This is a genomic window from Enterobacter sp. 725m/11 (assembly GCF_011683705.1).
GTDB classification, from domain to species: domain Bacteria; phylum Pseudomonadota; class Gammaproteobacteria; order Enterobacterales; family Enterobacteriaceae; genus Enterobacter; species Enterobacter bugandensis.
The window spans coordinates 26,012-41,578 of sequence record NZ_JAAQOK010000004.1 but is presented as its reverse complement, the minus strand read 5'-3'; the positions used below and the strand labels follow the sequence as shown (position 1 = coordinate 41,578).

15 protein-coding genes are annotated in these 15,567 nt (G+C 57.3%); 6 read left to right on the top strand and 9 right to left on the bottom strand.

The annotated features are described in order from the left end of the window. Positions 1-91: 91 nt before the first annotated feature. Both purN and purM read right to left on the bottom strand, forming a co-directional pair. On the bottom strand, positions 92-733 hold the full coding sequence (gene purN, locus HBA26_RS02630) for a phosphoribosylglycinamide formyltransferase (RefSeq protein WP_028014032.1): 642 nt from the start codon (positions 731-733) through the stop codon (positions 92-94). Beyond that, positions 730-1,767, bottom strand: a complete 1,038-nt coding sequence (purM, locus tag HBA26_RS02625; RefSeq protein WP_008501643.1) for a phosphoribosylformylglycinamidine cyclo-ligase — start codon at positions 1,765-1,767, stop codon at positions 730-732. Before purM ends, purN begins: the two co-directional genes overlap by 4 nt. Before the next feature lie 266 nt (positions 1,768-2,033). Here purM and HBA26_RS02620 point away from each other — a divergent pair, with 266 nt between their 5' ends. The 4 genes from HBA26_RS02620 to HBA26_RS02605 all read left to right on the top strand — a co-directional run bounded on the left by HBA26_RS02620 (position 2,034) and on the right by HBA26_RS02605 (position 6,478). Next, positions 2,034-3,464, top strand: coding sequence for a 6-phospho-beta-glucosidase (locus HBA26_RS02620; protein WP_126345913.1), 1,431 nt, complete (start codon positions 2,034-2,036; stop codon positions 3,462-3,464). Positions 3,465-3,681: 217 nt separating this feature from the next. Further along, positions 3,682-4,308 carry a uracil phosphoribosyltransferase gene (gene upp / locus HBA26_RS02615; RefSeq protein WP_008501641.1) on the top strand — a complete coding sequence of 209 codons (627 nt, stop codon included), beginning with the start codon at positions 3,682-3,684 and terminating at the stop codon, positions 4,306-4,308. Positions 4,309-4,390: 82 nt separating this feature from the next. Further along, on the top strand, positions 4,391-5,680 hold the full coding sequence (gene uraA / locus HBA26_RS02610) for a uracil permease (RefSeq protein WP_017692944.1): 1,290 nt from the start codon (positions 4,391-4,393) through the stop codon (positions 5,678-5,680). A gap of 96 nt (positions 5,681-5,776) precedes the next feature. After that, a complete protein-coding gene (locus tag HBA26_RS02605; protein ID WP_211438414.1) occupies positions 5,777-6,478 on the top strand; it encodes a DnaA inactivator Hda in 702 nt (233 codons plus the stop codon). An 86-nt stretch (positions 6,479-6,564) separates the two neighbouring features. Here HBA26_RS02605 and HBA26_RS02600 read toward each other — a convergent pair whose 3' ends face one another. Genes HBA26_RS02600 through celB form a run of 3 tightly spaced genes read right to left on the bottom strand, consistent with a single transcriptional unit; the run spans position 6,565 to position 10,262 of the window. Then, complete coding sequence (locus HBA26_RS02600; RefSeq protein WP_126345925.1) at positions 6,565-7,983, bottom strand: leucyl aminopeptidase family protein; 1,419 nt, start codon at positions 7,981-7,983, stop codon at positions 6,565-6,567. After that, positions 7,983-8,939 carry a N(4)-(beta-N-acetylglucosaminyl)-L-asparaginase gene (locus tag HBA26_RS02595; protein WP_126345914.1) on the bottom strand — a complete coding sequence of 319 codons (957 nt, stop codon included), beginning with the start codon at positions 8,937-8,939 and terminating at the stop codon, positions 7,983-7,985. The genes HBA26_RS02600 and HBA26_RS02595 overlap by 1 nt, the downstream gene beginning before the upstream one ends. Positions 8,940-8,942: 3 nt before the next feature. Beyond that, entirely contained in the window at positions 8,943-10,262 is a 1,320-nt protein-coding gene (celB, locus tag HBA26_RS02590) for a PTS cellobiose transporter subunit IIC (protein ID WP_045261167.1), read from the bottom strand. A gap of 147 nt (positions 10,263-10,409) precedes the next feature. Between celB and HBA26_RS02585 the strand changes: the two genes are divergently transcribed. Continuing rightward, positions 10,410-11,234 carry an XRE family transcriptional regulator gene (locus HBA26_RS02585; RefSeq protein ID WP_126345915.1) on the top strand — a complete coding sequence of 275 codons (825 nt, stop codon included), beginning with the start codon at positions 10,410-10,412 and terminating at the stop codon, positions 11,232-11,234. Here the strand turns inward: HBA26_RS02585 and arsC are convergent. Beyond that, a complete protein-coding gene (gene arsC, locus HBA26_RS02580; RefSeq protein WP_063155449.1) occupies positions 11,231-11,587 on the bottom strand; it encodes an arsenate reductase (glutaredoxin) in 357 nt (118 codons plus the stop codon). The genes HBA26_RS02585 and arsC overlap by 4 nt on opposite strands. Before the next feature lie 13 nt (positions 11,588-11,600). Continuing rightward, positions 11,601-13,064 (bottom strand): beta-barrel assembly-enhancing protease, encoded by a 1,464-nt coding sequence (bepA, locus tag HBA26_RS02575; RefSeq protein WP_126345916.1) that lies wholly within the window; start codon positions 13,062-13,064, stop codon positions 11,601-11,603. Between the two features lie 221 nt (positions 13,065-13,285). Here bepA and HBA26_RS02570 point away from each other — a divergent pair, with 221 nt between their 5' ends. After that, entirely contained in the window at positions 13,286-14,350 is a 1,065-nt protein-coding gene (locus HBA26_RS02570; protein WP_028014023.1) for an AI-2E family transporter, read from the top strand. Positions 14,351-14,445: 95 nt separating this feature from the next. Here HBA26_RS02570 and bcp read toward each other — a convergent pair whose 3' ends face one another. Continuing rightward, positions 14,446-14,916 (bottom strand): thioredoxin-dependent thiol peroxidase, encoded by a 471-nt coding sequence (gene bcp / locus HBA26_RS02565; protein ID WP_014171119.1) that lies wholly within the window; start codon positions 14,914-14,916, stop codon positions 14,446-14,448. Next, a complete protein-coding gene (locus HBA26_RS02560; RefSeq protein WP_028014022.1) occupies positions 14,916-15,485 on the bottom strand; it encodes a glycine cleavage system transcriptional repressor in 570 nt (189 codons plus the stop codon). Before HBA26_RS02560 ends, bcp begins: the two co-directional genes overlap by 1 nt. Positions 15,486-15,567: the final 82 nt, after the last annotated feature.

Genomic DNA, 15,567 nt, shown 5'->3' with positions numbered 1-15,567 from the left:
GAAAAGTATGACAGTTATTTTTTTTGTTGGGGAATTTAGCGGGTTGGGGGAGGGAATATCGGGTAAGCGAAGCGCCACCCGACATAGCAAACTACTCTTCGGCCGCATAACCCTGCGGGGGCAACTTCACGCCATCCAGCCAGGCTGCGCCGTCGCGCATTTCGAGACGCCCGTCGACAAACCAGCTTACCACCAGCGGGTAAATGGCGTGCTCCTGCGTCTGCACGCGTTCGGTCACGTCGTCTTCGTTGTCGCCGTCAAAGACCGGGACTTTCGCCTGCAGGATCACCGGGCCACCGTCCAGCTCGTCGGTCACGAAATGGACGGAGGTACCGTGCTCCTCGTCACCGTTTTCCAGCACCTGACGATGGGTATGCAGGCCGGGATATTTTGGCAGCAGGGAAGGGTGAATATTCAGCAGTCGACCGGCGTAGTGTTCGACGAAGGCCGGGCTCAGAATACGCATATAGCCCGCCAGCACCACGAGGTCGGGCGCGTAGGCGTCAATCTCCTGCACCAGCTCGCGGTCAAAGGCTTCACGTCCGGCGAACTGGCTGGCTTCCAGCGCGTGAGCGGGAATGTTCGCTTCCCGCGCGCGCTCAAGGCCGAACGCGTCGGCCTTGTTGCTGAAAACTGCCCGAATGGTGCCATTGATTTTCTTCTGTTTGCAGGCGTCAATGATGGCCTGCAAATTGCTTCCGTTGCCGGAAATGAGCACCACGATGTTTTTCATTCAATGACCACACGCTGTTCGGAATCGGAGGCTTTAATCGTACCGATTTTCCACGCGTTTTCACCTTTCTCGGTCAGCAGCTTAACCGCTTTATCCGCTTCGCTTGCCGGCAGGGCGATAACCATGCCCACGCCGCAGTTAAAGGTACGGTACATTTCGTGAGAGCTCACGTTGCCTGCAGTCTGCAGCCAGTTAAAGACGGCTGGCCACTGCCATGAGGATTCGTCGATCACCGCCTGGGTGTTGTCCGGCAGCACGCGCGGGATGTTTTCCCAGAAGCCGCCGCCGGTCAGGTGAGCAATAGCGTGAACGTCAACGTTCTCGATAAGCTCCAGCACGTTTTTCACGTAGATGCGGGTTGGGGCCAGCAGATGGTCGGCCAGCGGTTTACCGTCCAGCTCGGTGGTCAGCGGGTCGCAGCCGCTTACTTCGAGGATTTTACGCACCAGAGAGTAGCCGTTAGAGTGCGGGCCGCTGGAGGCCAGCGCGATCAGCACATCGCCATCGGCCACTTTGCTGCCGTCGATAATTTCTGATTTTTCTACTACGCCGACGCAGAAGCCCGCGACGTCATAATCTTCGCCGTGGTACATGCCCGGCATTTCAGCGGTTTCACCGCCCACCAGCGCACAGCCGGACTGCAGACAGCCTTCGGCGATACCGTTAATGACGCTGGCTGCGGTATCCACATCCAGTTTGCCGGTCGCGTAGTAATCGAGGAAGAACAGCGGCTCTGCGCCCTGAACCACCAGGTCGTTCACACACATCGCAACCAGATCGATACCGATCGTGTCATGACGTTTTAAATCCATCGCCAGGCGCAGCTTGGTGCCTACGCCGTCAGTACCCGAGACCAGAACAGGTTCACGATATTTTTGCGGCAGCGCGCACAGTGCGCCGAATCCACCCAGACCACCCATCACTTCCGGGCGGCGGGTTTTCTTCACCACACCTTTGATTCGGTCAACCAGCGCATTACCTGCGTCAATATCAACACCGGCATCTTTGTAGCTGAGAGAAGTTTTGTTGGTCACGGCTTAAATCCCCACGCGATTGCATAGCTAGTAAGAAAAATCGGCGCAATTCTAACAGTCCAGGCAAACGTTTGCGAGCCTATTCTGGACGTGGGGATCTTTTTTTCTGTATAGCCCGCAAATGCAGCCAAACTTGACTCCGTTCACGAAAATGAAACCGGTTTCGGCGTTCTGCTTGCAACGAATATCCCCTTTGCACATCATCGAACTGAAACCGGTTTCTGTAATTGTTTTTGCAGAAAATAACGCAGAATGAGGGAAAGCGAATGTCAGGATTCAAAGCAGATTTTCTGTGGGGTGGGGCCGTTGCGGCGCACCAGCTTGAGGGCGGCTGGAAAGAGGGCGGTAAGGGCGTAAGCGTTGCCGACGTCATGACCGCGGGCGCCCACGGCGTGCCGCGTGAAATCACCAACGGCGTGCTGGAGGGGAAAAACTACCCTAACCATGAGGCTATCGATTTCTACCACCGTTATAAAGAAGACATCAAACTCTTTGCCGAGATGGGGTTCAAATGCTTCCGTACCTCCATCGCCTGGACGCGTATCTTCCCGAAAGGCGACGAGCTGGAGCCGAACGAGGCGGGCCTGAAATTCTATGACGATCTGTTCGACGAATGCCTGAAGTACGGCATCGAACCGGTTATCACGCTTTCCCACTTTGAGATGCCGTTCCACCTGGTGACGGAATACGGCGGCTGGCGCAACCGTAAGCTGATCGACTTCTTCGTGCGTTTTGCAAAGGTCGTTTTTGAGCGCTACCAGCATAAAGTGAAGTACTGGATGACCTTTAACGAGATCAACAACCAGGCCAACTTCCACGAAGACTTTGCGCCATTTACCAACTCCGGGCTGAAGTACGCGCCAGGTGAAGACCGCGAGCCGGTGATGTTCCAGGCGGCGCACTACGAACTGGTGGCCAGCGCCCTGGCGGTGAAGGCGGGCCGCGAGATTAACCCGTCGCTGCAGATCGGCTGCATGATTGCCATGTGCCCCATCTACCCGCTGACCTGTGCGCCGGACGACATGATGATGGCGATGAACGCTATGCACCGTCGCTACTGGTTTACCGAAGTTCACGTGCGCGGCAAATATCCGCAGCATCTGCTCAACTACTTCGAACGTCGCGGCTTCGCGCTGGATATCACCGAAGAAGATAAGGCGGCGCTGAAGCAGGGTTGCGTGGATTACATCGGGTTCAGCTACTACATGTCTTTCGCCACCAAAGCGACGGCAGATAACCCGGCGCTGGACTACGACGAGAGCAAGAGCCTGGTCTCCAACCCGTACGTGCAGAAATCCGACTGGGGCTGGCAGATTGATCCGGTCGGGCTGCGCTACTCCCTGAACTGGTTCTGGGATCACTACCAGCTGCCGCTGTTTATCGTTGAGAACGGCTTTGGCGCGATCGACGTGCAGGAGAGCGACGGCACGGTGAACGACCAGTACCGCATCGATTACCTTTCCGCACACATCCGCGAGATGAAAAAAGCGGTGGTGGAGGATGGCGTGGATCTGATGGGCTATACCCCGTGGGGCTGTATCGACCTGGTGTCTGCCGGAACGGGCGAAATGAAAAAACGCTACGGCTTTATCTTTGTCGATAAAGATAACGAAGGTAACGGCACCCTGAACCGCAGCAAGAAAAAATCGTTCGACTGGTATAAGCAGGTGATTGCGAGCAACGGCGATAACCTCTAATTGTCGGGTGGCGCTAACGCTTACCCGACCTACAATACACGTAGGCCCGCGTAAGCGCAGCGCCACCGGGCAAGACCCCGCACCCAAGCCGGAGCCCAGCCTCCGGTTTTTTTGTTTTTGATTGATGCACGTCAAGCAAGTTGGGTATGGCGCAATCCGAAAAAAGCGGTATAATCCCGCGATTTTTTTGCGGATGCCACCTCAGAGGAGAAAGAGAATGAAGATTGTGGAAGTGAAACACCCACTCGTTAAACACAAGTTGGGCCTGATGCGTGAGCATGACATCAGCACGAAGCGTTTTCGCGAACTGGCTTCTGAAGTGGGCAGCCTGCTGACCTACGAAGCAACCTCCGATCTGGAAACAGAAAAAGTGACCATCGAAGGCTGGAACGGTCCGGTGCAGGTTGAGCAGATCAAAGGTAAGAAAATTACCGTAGTGCCTATCCTGCGTGCCGGTCTTGGCATGATGGAAGGCGTGCTGGAGCACGTACCGAGCGCGCGCATTAGCGTGGTCGGTATCTACCGTAACGAAGAGACGCTGGAGCCGGTACCTTACTTCCAGAAGCTGGTCTCTAACATCGACGAGCGCATGGCGCTGGTGGTTGACCCAATGCTGGCGACCGGCGGTTCAATGATCGCCACCATCGATCTGCTGAAAAAAGCGGGCTGCAGCAGCATTAAGGTGCTGGTTCTGGTTGCTGCTCCGGAAGGGATCGCGGCGCTGGAAAAAGCGCACCCGGACGTTGAGCTGTACACCGCCTCTATCGACCAGGGGCTGAACGAGCACGGGTACATCATCCCGGGGCTCGGCGATGCCGGCGATAAGATCTTTGGTACCAAATAATCGAATAACGATAAATAAGCCGACTTTGATAGTCGGCTTTTTTTTGAATAAAAACCAACAATACTACACAGAGGAAAACACTATGACGCGCCGTGCTATCGGGGTGAGTGAAAGACCGCCGCTTTTACAGACTATCCCGCTTAGTTTGCAGCACCTGTTCGCTATGTTTGGCGCAACCGTGCTGGTGCCAATCCTGTTTCACATTAACCCGGCTACCGTGCTGCTGTTCAACGGCATCGGGACGCTGCTGTACCTCTTTATCTGTAAAGGCAAAATCCCGGCGTATCTGGGGTCGAGCTTTGCTTTTATCTCGCCGGTGTTATTGCTGCTGCCGCTGGGGTATGAAGTGGCGCTGGGCGGCTTTATCATGTGCGGCGTGCTGTTCTGCCTGGTTTCCTTCATTGTGAAGAAAGCCGGTACCGGCTGGCTGGACGTGATGTTCCCGCCTGCGGCGATGGGTGCCATCGTTGCCGTTATCGGCCTGGAGCTGGCGGGCGTGGCGGCTAATATGGCCGGCCTGCTGCCTGCGGACGGCCAGTCACCGGACTCCAAAACCATTATCATCTCGCTGGTGACGCTGGGCGTGACGGTATTTGGCTCCGTGCTGTTCCGCGGTTTTATGGCGATTATCCCGATCCTGATCGGCGTGCTGGCGGGCTACGCGCTCTCCTTCGTCATGGGCGTTGTGGATACCACCCCGATTGCCGAGGCGCACTGGTTCGCGCTGCCAACCTTCTACACCCCACGCTTTGAATGGTTCGCCATTTTCACCATTCTGCCTGCCGCGCTGGTGGTAATTGCGGAGCACGTTGGCCACCTGGTGGTGACGGCGAACATCGTGAAGCGCGACCTGATCCGCGACCCGGGTCTGCACCGCTCCATGTTTGCCAACGGTTTCTCCACCATCATCTCCGGTTTCTTCGGCTCCACGCCAAACACTACCTACGGTGAAAACATCGGCGTGATGGCGATTACCCGCGTCTACAGTACCTGGGTTATCGGCGGCGCGGCGATCATCGCCATTCTGCTCTCCTGCGTGGGCAAGCTGGCGGCAGCGATCCAGATTATCCCGGTCCCGGTAATGGGCGGCGTTTCCCTGCTGCTGTACGGCGTGATCGGTGCCTCCGGTATTCGCGTTCTGATTGAATCCAAAGTGGATTACAGCAAGGCGCAAAACCTGATCCTGACCTCCGTTATCCTGATCATCGGCGTGAGCGGCGCGAAGGTGCACATCGGTGCGGCCGAGCTGAAGGGCATGGCGCTGGCGACCATCGTGGGCGTGGGCCTGAGCCTGATTTTCAAGCTGATCTCGGTGATCCGCCCGGAAGAGGTGGTGCTGGACGCTGACGAAAGCGAAAAAGCCCCACACTGATCCATTAACTGGGCGAAGGATCGCCCGGTTCTCTCCTGGCGGGTTCCGTGTTAAACTCATCGCCGATTTTATGTAAGATCTCTGGTTGAGGTATTTCTGAACGGACCGGCACAGCTCTCTCTGCCACTCTATCTCCCTGACGACGAAACTTTTGCGAGTTTCTGGCCGGGTGATAACCCCTCTTTACTGGCTGCACTGCAAAACGTGCTGCGTCAGGATCACAGCGGATACATCTATATCTGGTCACGCGAAGGCGCGGGGCGCAGCCACCTGCTGCATGCGGCCTGTGCCGAGCTTTCTGCGCGCGGCGATGCGGTCGGCTATGTGCCGCTGGATAAACGTACCTGGTTTGTGCCTGAAGTGCTTGAGGGCATGGAACATCTCTCGCTGGTCTGCATCGATAATATCGAATGCGTGGCGGGGGACGAGCCGTGGGAAATGGCGATCTTTAACCTCTACAACCGCATTCTGGAGTCGGGCAAAACCCGGCTGCTGATCACCGGCGATCGTCCGCCGCGCCAGCTTAATCTTGGGCTGCCGGATCTGGCGTCTCGTCTGGACTGGGGACAAATCTACAAGCTCCAGCCGCTATCAGATGAAGATAAGCTGCAGGCGTTACAACTGCGAGCAAAGCAGCGCGGCTTTGAGCTGCCGGAAGACGTGGGCCGTTTCCTGCTCAAGCGTCTGGACCGCGAGATGCGCACCCTGTTTGATACGCTCGATCAGCTCGATCGCGCCTCCATTACCGCCCAGCGCAAGCTGACCATTCCGTTTGTGAAAGATATTCTTAAGCTTTGAGTTTTTTGCCCGGTGGCGGCTACGCCTTACCGGGCCTACGAAAACCGCTCCCCTTGTAGGCCGGGTAAGGCGCAGCCGTCACCCGGCTAAAGATCCCCCAGCAAGTGCTCCACCAGCAGCGGAATCGGCCTTCCCGACGCCACGCTCCTGCCATTCTCGCGCCACAGCGCCGTGCCGCTGATGTCCAGATGCGCCCACGGGATCGTCTGCGGGCAAAAATGGTGCAGCAGCCACGCCGCCGACGCGCTGATTGCCGCATTGTTGGTTGGCGTGTTGCACAGATCGGCAATCGCGCTGTCGGTCTGCTTTTTCAGCCGCGCGTCCAGCGGCAGGGACCACACTTCGTCACCGCTCCGTTTTCCCGCCCCCGTCAACGCTTCGCGCAGCGGTTCATCCTGCGTCATCAGCCCGCTCAGCTCATACCCCAGCGCTTTCACCACCGCACCGGTTAAGGTCGCCATATCAATGATATAGCGCGCCTGCGGATGGCGCTGGCTGGCCCAGGCGATGGCATCCGCCAGCACCAGTCGGCCTTCGGCATCGGTGTTGTTGATTTCAACCGTCATGCCGTTGCAGGCCGTTGCTACCGAGCCGGGCTGCATGGCGTCCGGGCCGATGGCGTTTTCCGCCAGCGCCAGCACGCCCATGATGCGTACGGGCAGCGCCAGCTCTGCTACGGTCAGCATCAGCCCCAGCACGTTGGCCGCACCGCACATGTCGTATTTCATGGTGTACATGCCTGCGCCTTCCTTCAGCCACAGGCCGCCGGTATCGAAGGTGATGCCTTTACCTACGTAGCAGCGCACCGGGCCGTCAGAAACGCCGTCATAATGAATAGCCAGCAGACGTGGCGGACAGGTCGCCCCTTTGCCGACGGCGTTCAGCAGCCCAAGACCTTGCTCAACAATAGCCTTTTCGTTCAGCACCTCGCAGCGCAGGGCAGGGTAGGCGGCACACAGTTTTTGCGCCTCTTCGACCATAAACTGCGGCGTACAGCGATCGGAGGGTATATCCGCCAGGCGACGCGCTGCGACCATGCCGTGAGCGATGGCCTGCTGCTGGCGGAAAATTGTTTCCAGCTTCGCCTGCTGTTCCGGCAGGCAGAGGGCGGTGATGTGCTTAATACGAACGCACTCACTGGTTTTTTTCAGCTGTAAATCGCTCAGCCTGTGCGCCTGATTAAAGAGAAAACGCAGCACCTGCGCCAGCACGACGTCGTCGATATTTGTTGCGTCCAGCACGATATCTGCGCTGACGGGAGAGGCAAACAGCGGTCGCAGGGCGGCAAGCAGGCCTTCAGTGAGCGCGTCATGCCAGAGCGCATCCGGCAGCAGGGTGATGCGCGCAAAGGGCGCGCAGCCAAAGCGGGTGTCCGCGATGCCGTCAGAGTCACGCATTTCCGCAACAAGCGCGGTTTGCGGCAACTGCGCACAGGAGACGCGGGCGATTAAATGGCTTCGCGGCTTCGCGTCAGAAAGTGCGGTGATAAACTGATACGCAATCATCATGACTCCTCAATCGGTGCGCGGATCCGCGCGGCGTAGGCCTGCATCCACTCTTCGTCCACGGCGTGATAGTGCGTTTTCTCCCGCAGGCGCTCGGTACGAAAAACGGTGAGGGGCTGACGGGCCGTCGCCACCACAAACGAGAAGGTTTTGATGTTAGTGGCGGCGCCAAATTCGCCCCTGCTGTTCATGCACACCACGGAGAGATCGCCCACGCGACCGAAGCGCGACATCAGCTTGTCTTCCAGCTCGAACACCACGGAGTCTGCCGCCTGCTGCGGCGTCATACCCTGCGCCATGCGACGAACGATTTCGTAGCTCGTGCAGCCTTTCATCAGATCTTCACCGACGCCCGTAGCGGTGGCCGCGCCGGTTTCGCTGTCGCAGTAAAAGCCGGAGCCGATAATCGGCGAATCCCCAATGCGGCCGCGTTTTTTCATAAACAGGCCGCTGGTGGAGGTGGCAACGCTCATCGACCCCTGTTTATCGAGGCCGATAATGCCGACGGTGTCGTGTCCGTCGTACGGGCTTAAGCCTTTATCCAGCGTCTCGCGGCAGCGTTTGCGGTAGTGCTGCATAGCCCGTTCGGTGAGCATGCTTTTGTCGGCAAAGCCCTGACTTAGCGCCCATTCACGCGCGCCCTGGCCGACCAGCAGGCTGTTGTAGCGCTGGCGGCTGAGCGCGTGTGCCACGCGCACCGGGTTGGCGATATCCACCAGGTTCCCCACGGCACCGAACGCCAGCGTGTCGCCGTCCATGAATGCCGCGTCCAGCTCGACTTCGCCGTTTTCGGTCGGCAGCCCGCCGTAGCCGACGGATTTATAAAACGGAAAGTCTTCGACGGCGGCGACGGCATCAACCACCGCCGTAGCGACCGGTTTTCCCGCCGCCAGGGCAGACGCAGATTCCGTTACCCCTTCAAGCGCCATTCGCCAGGTTGCGATAATTCCCCACATGCTTTACTCCTGTTTTGCAAGGGTGGTGTCGGTTTGCGTAACGGTGGCAATTTCCGCCGCGCGGTACTGTTTGTCCACGATACGCATGAAAGGCAGGTACAGCATGGCGCCAATCAGCAGGTTGATTAGCTGCATCACGCTGCCGCTCAGGTGTCCGGTGACGATAAAACCGCTGATCACCGGCGGCAGCGTCCAGGGAATAAACACCCCGGTGGTGACAGCGACCGCGCCAATCTTCATCGCCGCATACTGCACGGTGACCAGCACCAGCGGCACCAGGTTGAACGGAATAAGCATGATCGGGTTCATGATCACCGGCAGGCCAAACAGAATCGGCTCGTTGATGTTAAACACCGACGCCCCGGCGCCGAGGCGCGCCACTTCGCGCATGTTTTTACTGCGCGCGAAAATCAGCATCGCAATTACCAGCGACAGCGTAGCACCCGCGCCGCCCATCCAGATCATGTCAAAAAACTGTTCCGTGATAATGTGCGGCGGCGTCGTTCCCGCCTGGATCGCGGCGATGTTGTCGGTCTGATTTTCCATCCACAGCGGACGAATGATGCCGTTAATCATCGAGCCGGAGTTAATGCCCACTGACCAGAGAATGGTGATGCTGAATACCGTCATCAGCGCACCGAAATAGGAGGTACCGTAGTGGCGCACCGGGGTAGCAACCACTTCATAAATAAACTGGTGGATGGTGTTGTAGTGAGTGTTTTCGAAGACGATGCGGATACCCAGCACCAGAATCATCACCAGCAGGGCGGGGATCAGCGCCGCGAACGACTCCTGCACCGCAGGAGGCACGCCATCCGGCATTTTAATGACCAGATTTTTGCGCTTCAGCCAGCAGAACAGCTCCGTCCAGAGCAGCGAGCCGATCATCGCCACGAACAATCCTTTGCTGCCAATCCACTCCACCGGCATCACGGTAATACCGCCGTTTTCCGCCACCTTAATAAATGGCGTCAGGATCAGAAACGCGACCAGCGCCAGAATGCCGCAGGAGATGCGGTCCTCGCCGTAGTGTTCCGCCAGGCGGAAGGCGACCAGAAAGCTGATGAACAGCGACATGGTGGAGAACACCGCGTTGAATGGAATTTCAATAATCGCGCTCCAGCTCTCGCCAAAGGCCTGAGACATAAACTGCTGATAGGCCTGGTTAGGGAAGGAGGAGATAACCAGCAGAATGGAGCCGACGATAATAAACGGCATGAATGACACGTAGGCACCGCGAATGGCCCCGAGATGACGCTGCTGGGCCGTTTTCGCCGCCAGGGGCATCAGTTTTGCTTCAAGAAATCCCAGAACATTGTTCATTGTGAACTCCGTACAAGATTGAGGGGTGTTGTTTATGTTATGTCTGTGGATTATCAGTGAAGCGCGGCGAGCGAAAGGTGAAATCGGTCACAAAGCAATCGCCTGTGTTATATAAATCTCATATGATTAGTTAACGGAATTGTTGCGATGGAAATTAAACTGCATGCCAATGCGACCACCACGCCGCGCATCCGCCGCTATCTGCAACAGTCAGATAAAAGCGACAGAGAGCTTGCCATTGAGCTGGGGATCTCGGTCACGACCGTCAGGCGCTGGCGCAACCGCGACCAGGTTTCGGATAACCACACCACGCCAAAAGTGATACACAAAGCATTGAGACAGGAGCAGGTGGCGCTGGTGAATGCGCTGCGCGACATCTCAGGGGCGCCGTTAGATGAACTGCTGCAGATGGTTAACGACGTGCTGGGGATCCGCGTTTCAAGGGCAACGCTGAATCGCTATCTCAAACCGGCCTCCGCGAAGCTAAAAGGGGGGCCATTGCAGGGAATAAAAGCGCTGAAGGCTGGCATGCGGCCGCATACGCTGATGCTCCATCATCTGCCTCTATCCCTGCACATGGACGATGGGGGTGAACAACACCTGCTCTGGGCGCGCGAACCAGTGAGCGGCTGGTGTTATGCCCGGCTCTATGCGGGACTGTCGCCCCAGTTGCTCAATACCTGGACGCGGGCGCTGCTTGATGACTGTCCGGCTAATATACAATCTATTGAGACTTTTGGTTTTGAGCTGACGGAGGCTGCAAAAGATGTGGCTGTCAAAACGCATCCCCAAAAACACAACGCGCTTCAGGTAGCGGTGCCATTAGGCGATGTTATTCCTCGCGTGAATGATGAACCGGCGGGAGGGGTGTTGATCGCGCTGTGCGAGTTTTATAACCGGGGCAAAACGCAGAAAAAGCTGGGAGAGAGTACGCCGCAGGCGTTTCTGGAAGCGCTGCGGCGTAGGGACTAGAGAATTTCGAGCACATCTTCCGGCGGACGGCCAATGCGCGCCTTGCCGTTCGCCACCACAATCGGGCGCTCAATCAGCTTTGGATTGTCGACCATCGCCTGTACCAGCTCAGCCTCGGTGAGGCGGTTGTCATCCAGATTAAGCGATTTATACAGATCCTCTTTCTGACGCATCAGTTCGCGCGCGCTGCCCATCCCCAGCATGTGCAGCAGCTCGCGGATCGTCTGCGCGTCCGGCGGCGTCTCCAGATACAGCACCACTTCCGGGTCGATGCCGTTAGATTTCAGCAGGCTGAGGGTGTCGCGGCTCTTGGAGCAGCGAGGGTTATGGTAAATTTTTACCGCGTCTGTCATGACTTCTCCTTTATTACATCTTCTCGTACGGCTTAAAGCGTTGTTGCAGGCCGCGCAGCTGGTCGATACGCGCGTCGTAGCGGGCCTGCTGCAGGCTGCCGAGCTTCACCTGCGAGCTGGCGCTGCTGAGCAGGGAAATAGCCTGATCGAGACGGCCCGCCAGCGCCAGCCCTTCAGCACGCGCCGCCAGTTCCTGATCGCGGTTACCCAGTTGCCCCTGCGCCTGAGCGAGCAGCTCCCAGCCGTTCTGGTCGTCTTTATTGTTAAACGTGTAGCGGTTCAGAATGGTCACGGCCTGCGCAGGCTGACCGCCCTGCAAATAAGCGTTCGCCAGGTTAAGCTGCAGCACCGGGTTGGTCCGTATGTCTTTCGCCCCTTTCAGGCGGTTAATCGCATCAGTGGCTTTCTTCTGCCCCAGATCGATATCCGTCGTGAGATCGAGATACCACGGATTGTTCGGGTCGGCTGCCAGCAGCGGCTGCAGCGCTTTACGCGCCTCGTCGTATTTACTGGCTTCCATCGCCTGTAGCGCCTGACCATACTGCGCGGCATTTTTTTCCCGCACGTTGCCTTTCGCCAGGGTATCCAGCAGATCGCTGGTGAGCTGGTTACGTCCGGAGTTGTACATGCCGAGCGTTCTTACTTTCGCCATGTAGAAGTCCTGCGAAGACTGCACGACCACCGGGCGCATCTGGTTGGCACGGTTGCGTGCGTCCGAGAGACGGCTTTCCGGCAGCGGGTGGGTGAGCAAAATTTCCGGCGGACGGGAAGAATACCGTGCCTGGTCGAGCAGTTTTTCCAGGAAGCTCGGCATGGCCTGCGGGTCAAAGCCGGAGCGCTGTAAAACCTGAATGCCGATGCGGTCAGCTTCCTGCTCGTTTTGCTGGGTGAAGCTGATCATCCCCTGACGCGTTCCCGCAAGCGTACCGGTCAGGGCCGCCATCCCGGCCTGCGGGCTGGCCATCGCCAGCAGAATAGAGCCCAGTGCGCCCACCCAGGTGAGCGGGGCGTTACGCTTCTGGTCTTCCATTGCACGCGCGAGGTGGCGCTGGGTAACGTGCGAAATTTCGTGCGCCATTACCGAAGCCAGCTGGCTTTCGTTGTCTGAGTAACGGAATAACGCCGAATGCAGCACCACGTTTCCGCCGAAGAAGGCGAAGGCGTTGATTTCGTCGTTATTAATCAAATAGAAGTGGAAGGGCGTTTTTACCGAGTCGGCGTGCGCCACCAGGCGCATCCCCAGCCCGTTAATGTACTGCACCAGCAAAGGGTCGTTGATCAGCGGGGCGCTGCCGCGCAGCTGGCGCACATAGTAATCACCCATCTGCATCTCTTGCCCGATAGAGAGCGTGCTTCCTGCCGTGGTGCCCATGTCCGGCAATGAATCGGACGAGTCAGCGAAAGCGGGCAACACCTGACCGACCGTCACTGCGGCAATCAGTGTTGCAACCAGTGTTTTTCTCAACTGCCTGAACATAACCACTGTCCTGTATGTTGGAGGTGCTAATTTGACCGATGAACCGGCATATCGTTCATCTCTGCTGCCCTGCGAGTGTAGCCGTGTTACCGCATGAAGAAAATCCCATTCATCAGGCTTTTGCGGATTGTGACAGGGATACAAAAAGCGAAAGTCTTTTTTGTGACAGTTAGATACAATTCACCGTCTCACTCCCGCCAATCGATTCAGGGAAGGGTTGTATGCTCGAAATGTTAATGCAGTGGTATCGGCGTCGGTTCAGTGACCCGGAAGCCATTGCTTTGCTGGTTATTCTGGTTGCCGGGTTCGGTATTCTGTTCTTCTTCAGCGGCCTTCTCGCCCCTCTGCTGGTGGCGATTGTGCTCGCATACCTGCTGGAGTGGCCAACGGCGCGCCTGGAACATATCGGCTGTTCGCGCCGCTGGGCGACCAGCATCGTGCTGGTGCTGTTTGTCGGCATTCTGCTGCTGATGGCATTTGTGGTGATGCCGGTTGCCTGGCAGCAGGGGATCTACCTGATCCGCGATATGCCCGGCATGTTGAATAAGCTGTCTGATTTCGCCGCCACGCTGCCGCGTCGTTACCCCGCGCTGATGGATGCGGGGATCATAGATGCGATGGCCGAAAACATGCGCGCCCGCATCATGACGATGGGCGATTCGGTGGTGAAATACTCTCTGGCCTCGCTGGTGGGTCTGCTGACGCTGGCCGTCTATCTTGTGCTCGTGCCGCTAATGGTGTTCTTCCTGGTCAAGGACAAAGAGCAGATGCTGAACGCGGTACGCCGGGTGCTGCCGCGCAATCGCGGGCTGGCCGGGCAGGTCTGGCAGGAGATGAACCAGCAGATCACCAACTACATTCGCGGCAAGGTGCTGGAGATGATAGTCGTGGGGGTCGCCACCTGGATTGGCTTCCTGATCTTCGGCCTGAACTACTCGCTGCTGCTGGCGGTGCTGGTCGGATTTTCGGTTCTGATCCCGTATATCGGCGCGTTTGTGGTAACCATTCCGGTGGTGGGCGTTGCGCTGTTCCAGTTTGGGCTGGGTACTGAGTTCTGGAGCTGCTTTGCGGTATATCTCATCATTCAGGGGCTGGACGGTAACCTGCTGGTGCCGGTGCTGTTCTCCGAGGCCGTGAACCTGCATCCGCTGGTGATTATCCTGTCGGTGGTGATTTTCGGCGGGCTGTGGGGGTTCTGGGGCGTGTTCTTTGCCATTCCGCTGGCGACGCTGATTAAAGCGGTGGTGCACGCGTGGCCGGATGTGCCTGCGGTGGAAGAGAAGTAGTTTTTGTGCGGCCTGATGCCCTCACCCGACCCTCTCCCGCAGGGAGAGGGGGAAAACACTAAAAACGGCAACCTGGGTTGCCGTTTTGCTGTTTATCAGGCGCTTTGTTTCAGCCAGTTCAACACCACGTCGTGGTGGTTGCTGGTTTTGAAGTCGTCAAACACATGTTCAACTTTACCGTCAGCGTCAATCAGGAAGCTGATGCGGTGAATGCCGTCGTAGGTTTTACCCATAAAGGTCTTTTCACCCCAGACGCCGAACTGCTCGCAGACCTGGTGGTCTTCGTCGGAAAGCAGCGTGAAGTTCAGCAGCTCTTTTTCCGCAAATCGTGACAGCTTTTCTGGTTTATCCGTGCTGATTCCCAGCACTTCCACGCCGACTTTCTTCAACTCGTCCATGTTGTCGCGTAAGCCGCAGGCCTGTACGGTGCAGCCGGGGGTCATGGCTTTCGGGTAGAAATAGACCAGAACACGCTGTCCCTGGAAGTCGGTCAAATTTACTTGCTCACCGTCTTGATCCGGTAAGCTAAATTTCGGTGCGATGTCACCGGCTTTCAGTGGATTCATTACTCAACTCCATCCTGTTCGTGCTGCGAATAATTGACGACGCTTATACTGCCCTGCGCGTTTAATTCTGTACAGAGGGCTTTGAACGCTTGCTCGATATTTGACGCATCCTGCGAGGCAGGGCTGTGTGCGGTAATTTGAATAAAGAGCGTGGGAACGGTGCTTTCGTCGCCCGGCTGCGTGCGGGAGACGAGTTCGGCAATGTTCATCTGATGGCTGTCGAACAGCGCGGTAAAGCGCTCAATCAGATGCGGAGAATCAGGGACTTCAACCTGCACCCAGACGGTCGCGGGCATGGCCGGACGCGGGCGCGCGGTGGTGCGCTTCATGACGATCAGCAAATCCAGCTCCGCGCCTTTCAGCGGCAGGGTGGATTCAATAAGGGTAATGGCATTCCATGTTCCGGACAGCAGCATGATAAACGTGAACTCTTCGCCGAGCATCGCCAGGCGGCTGTCTTCGATGTTACAGCCGCAGCTGCTCACGTGACGGGTGATGGTGTTCACGATACCCGGCCTGTCGGCACCCAGCGCGGTGATAACCAGGTAATGTTGTGATGAGGTTGTCAAACCTGTTCTTCCTTTGCATGGTTAAGTCTTCCTAAGGAAAGCATAAAAAAAACGTGCATACAACCGCCAGAGGGCCTCAGGT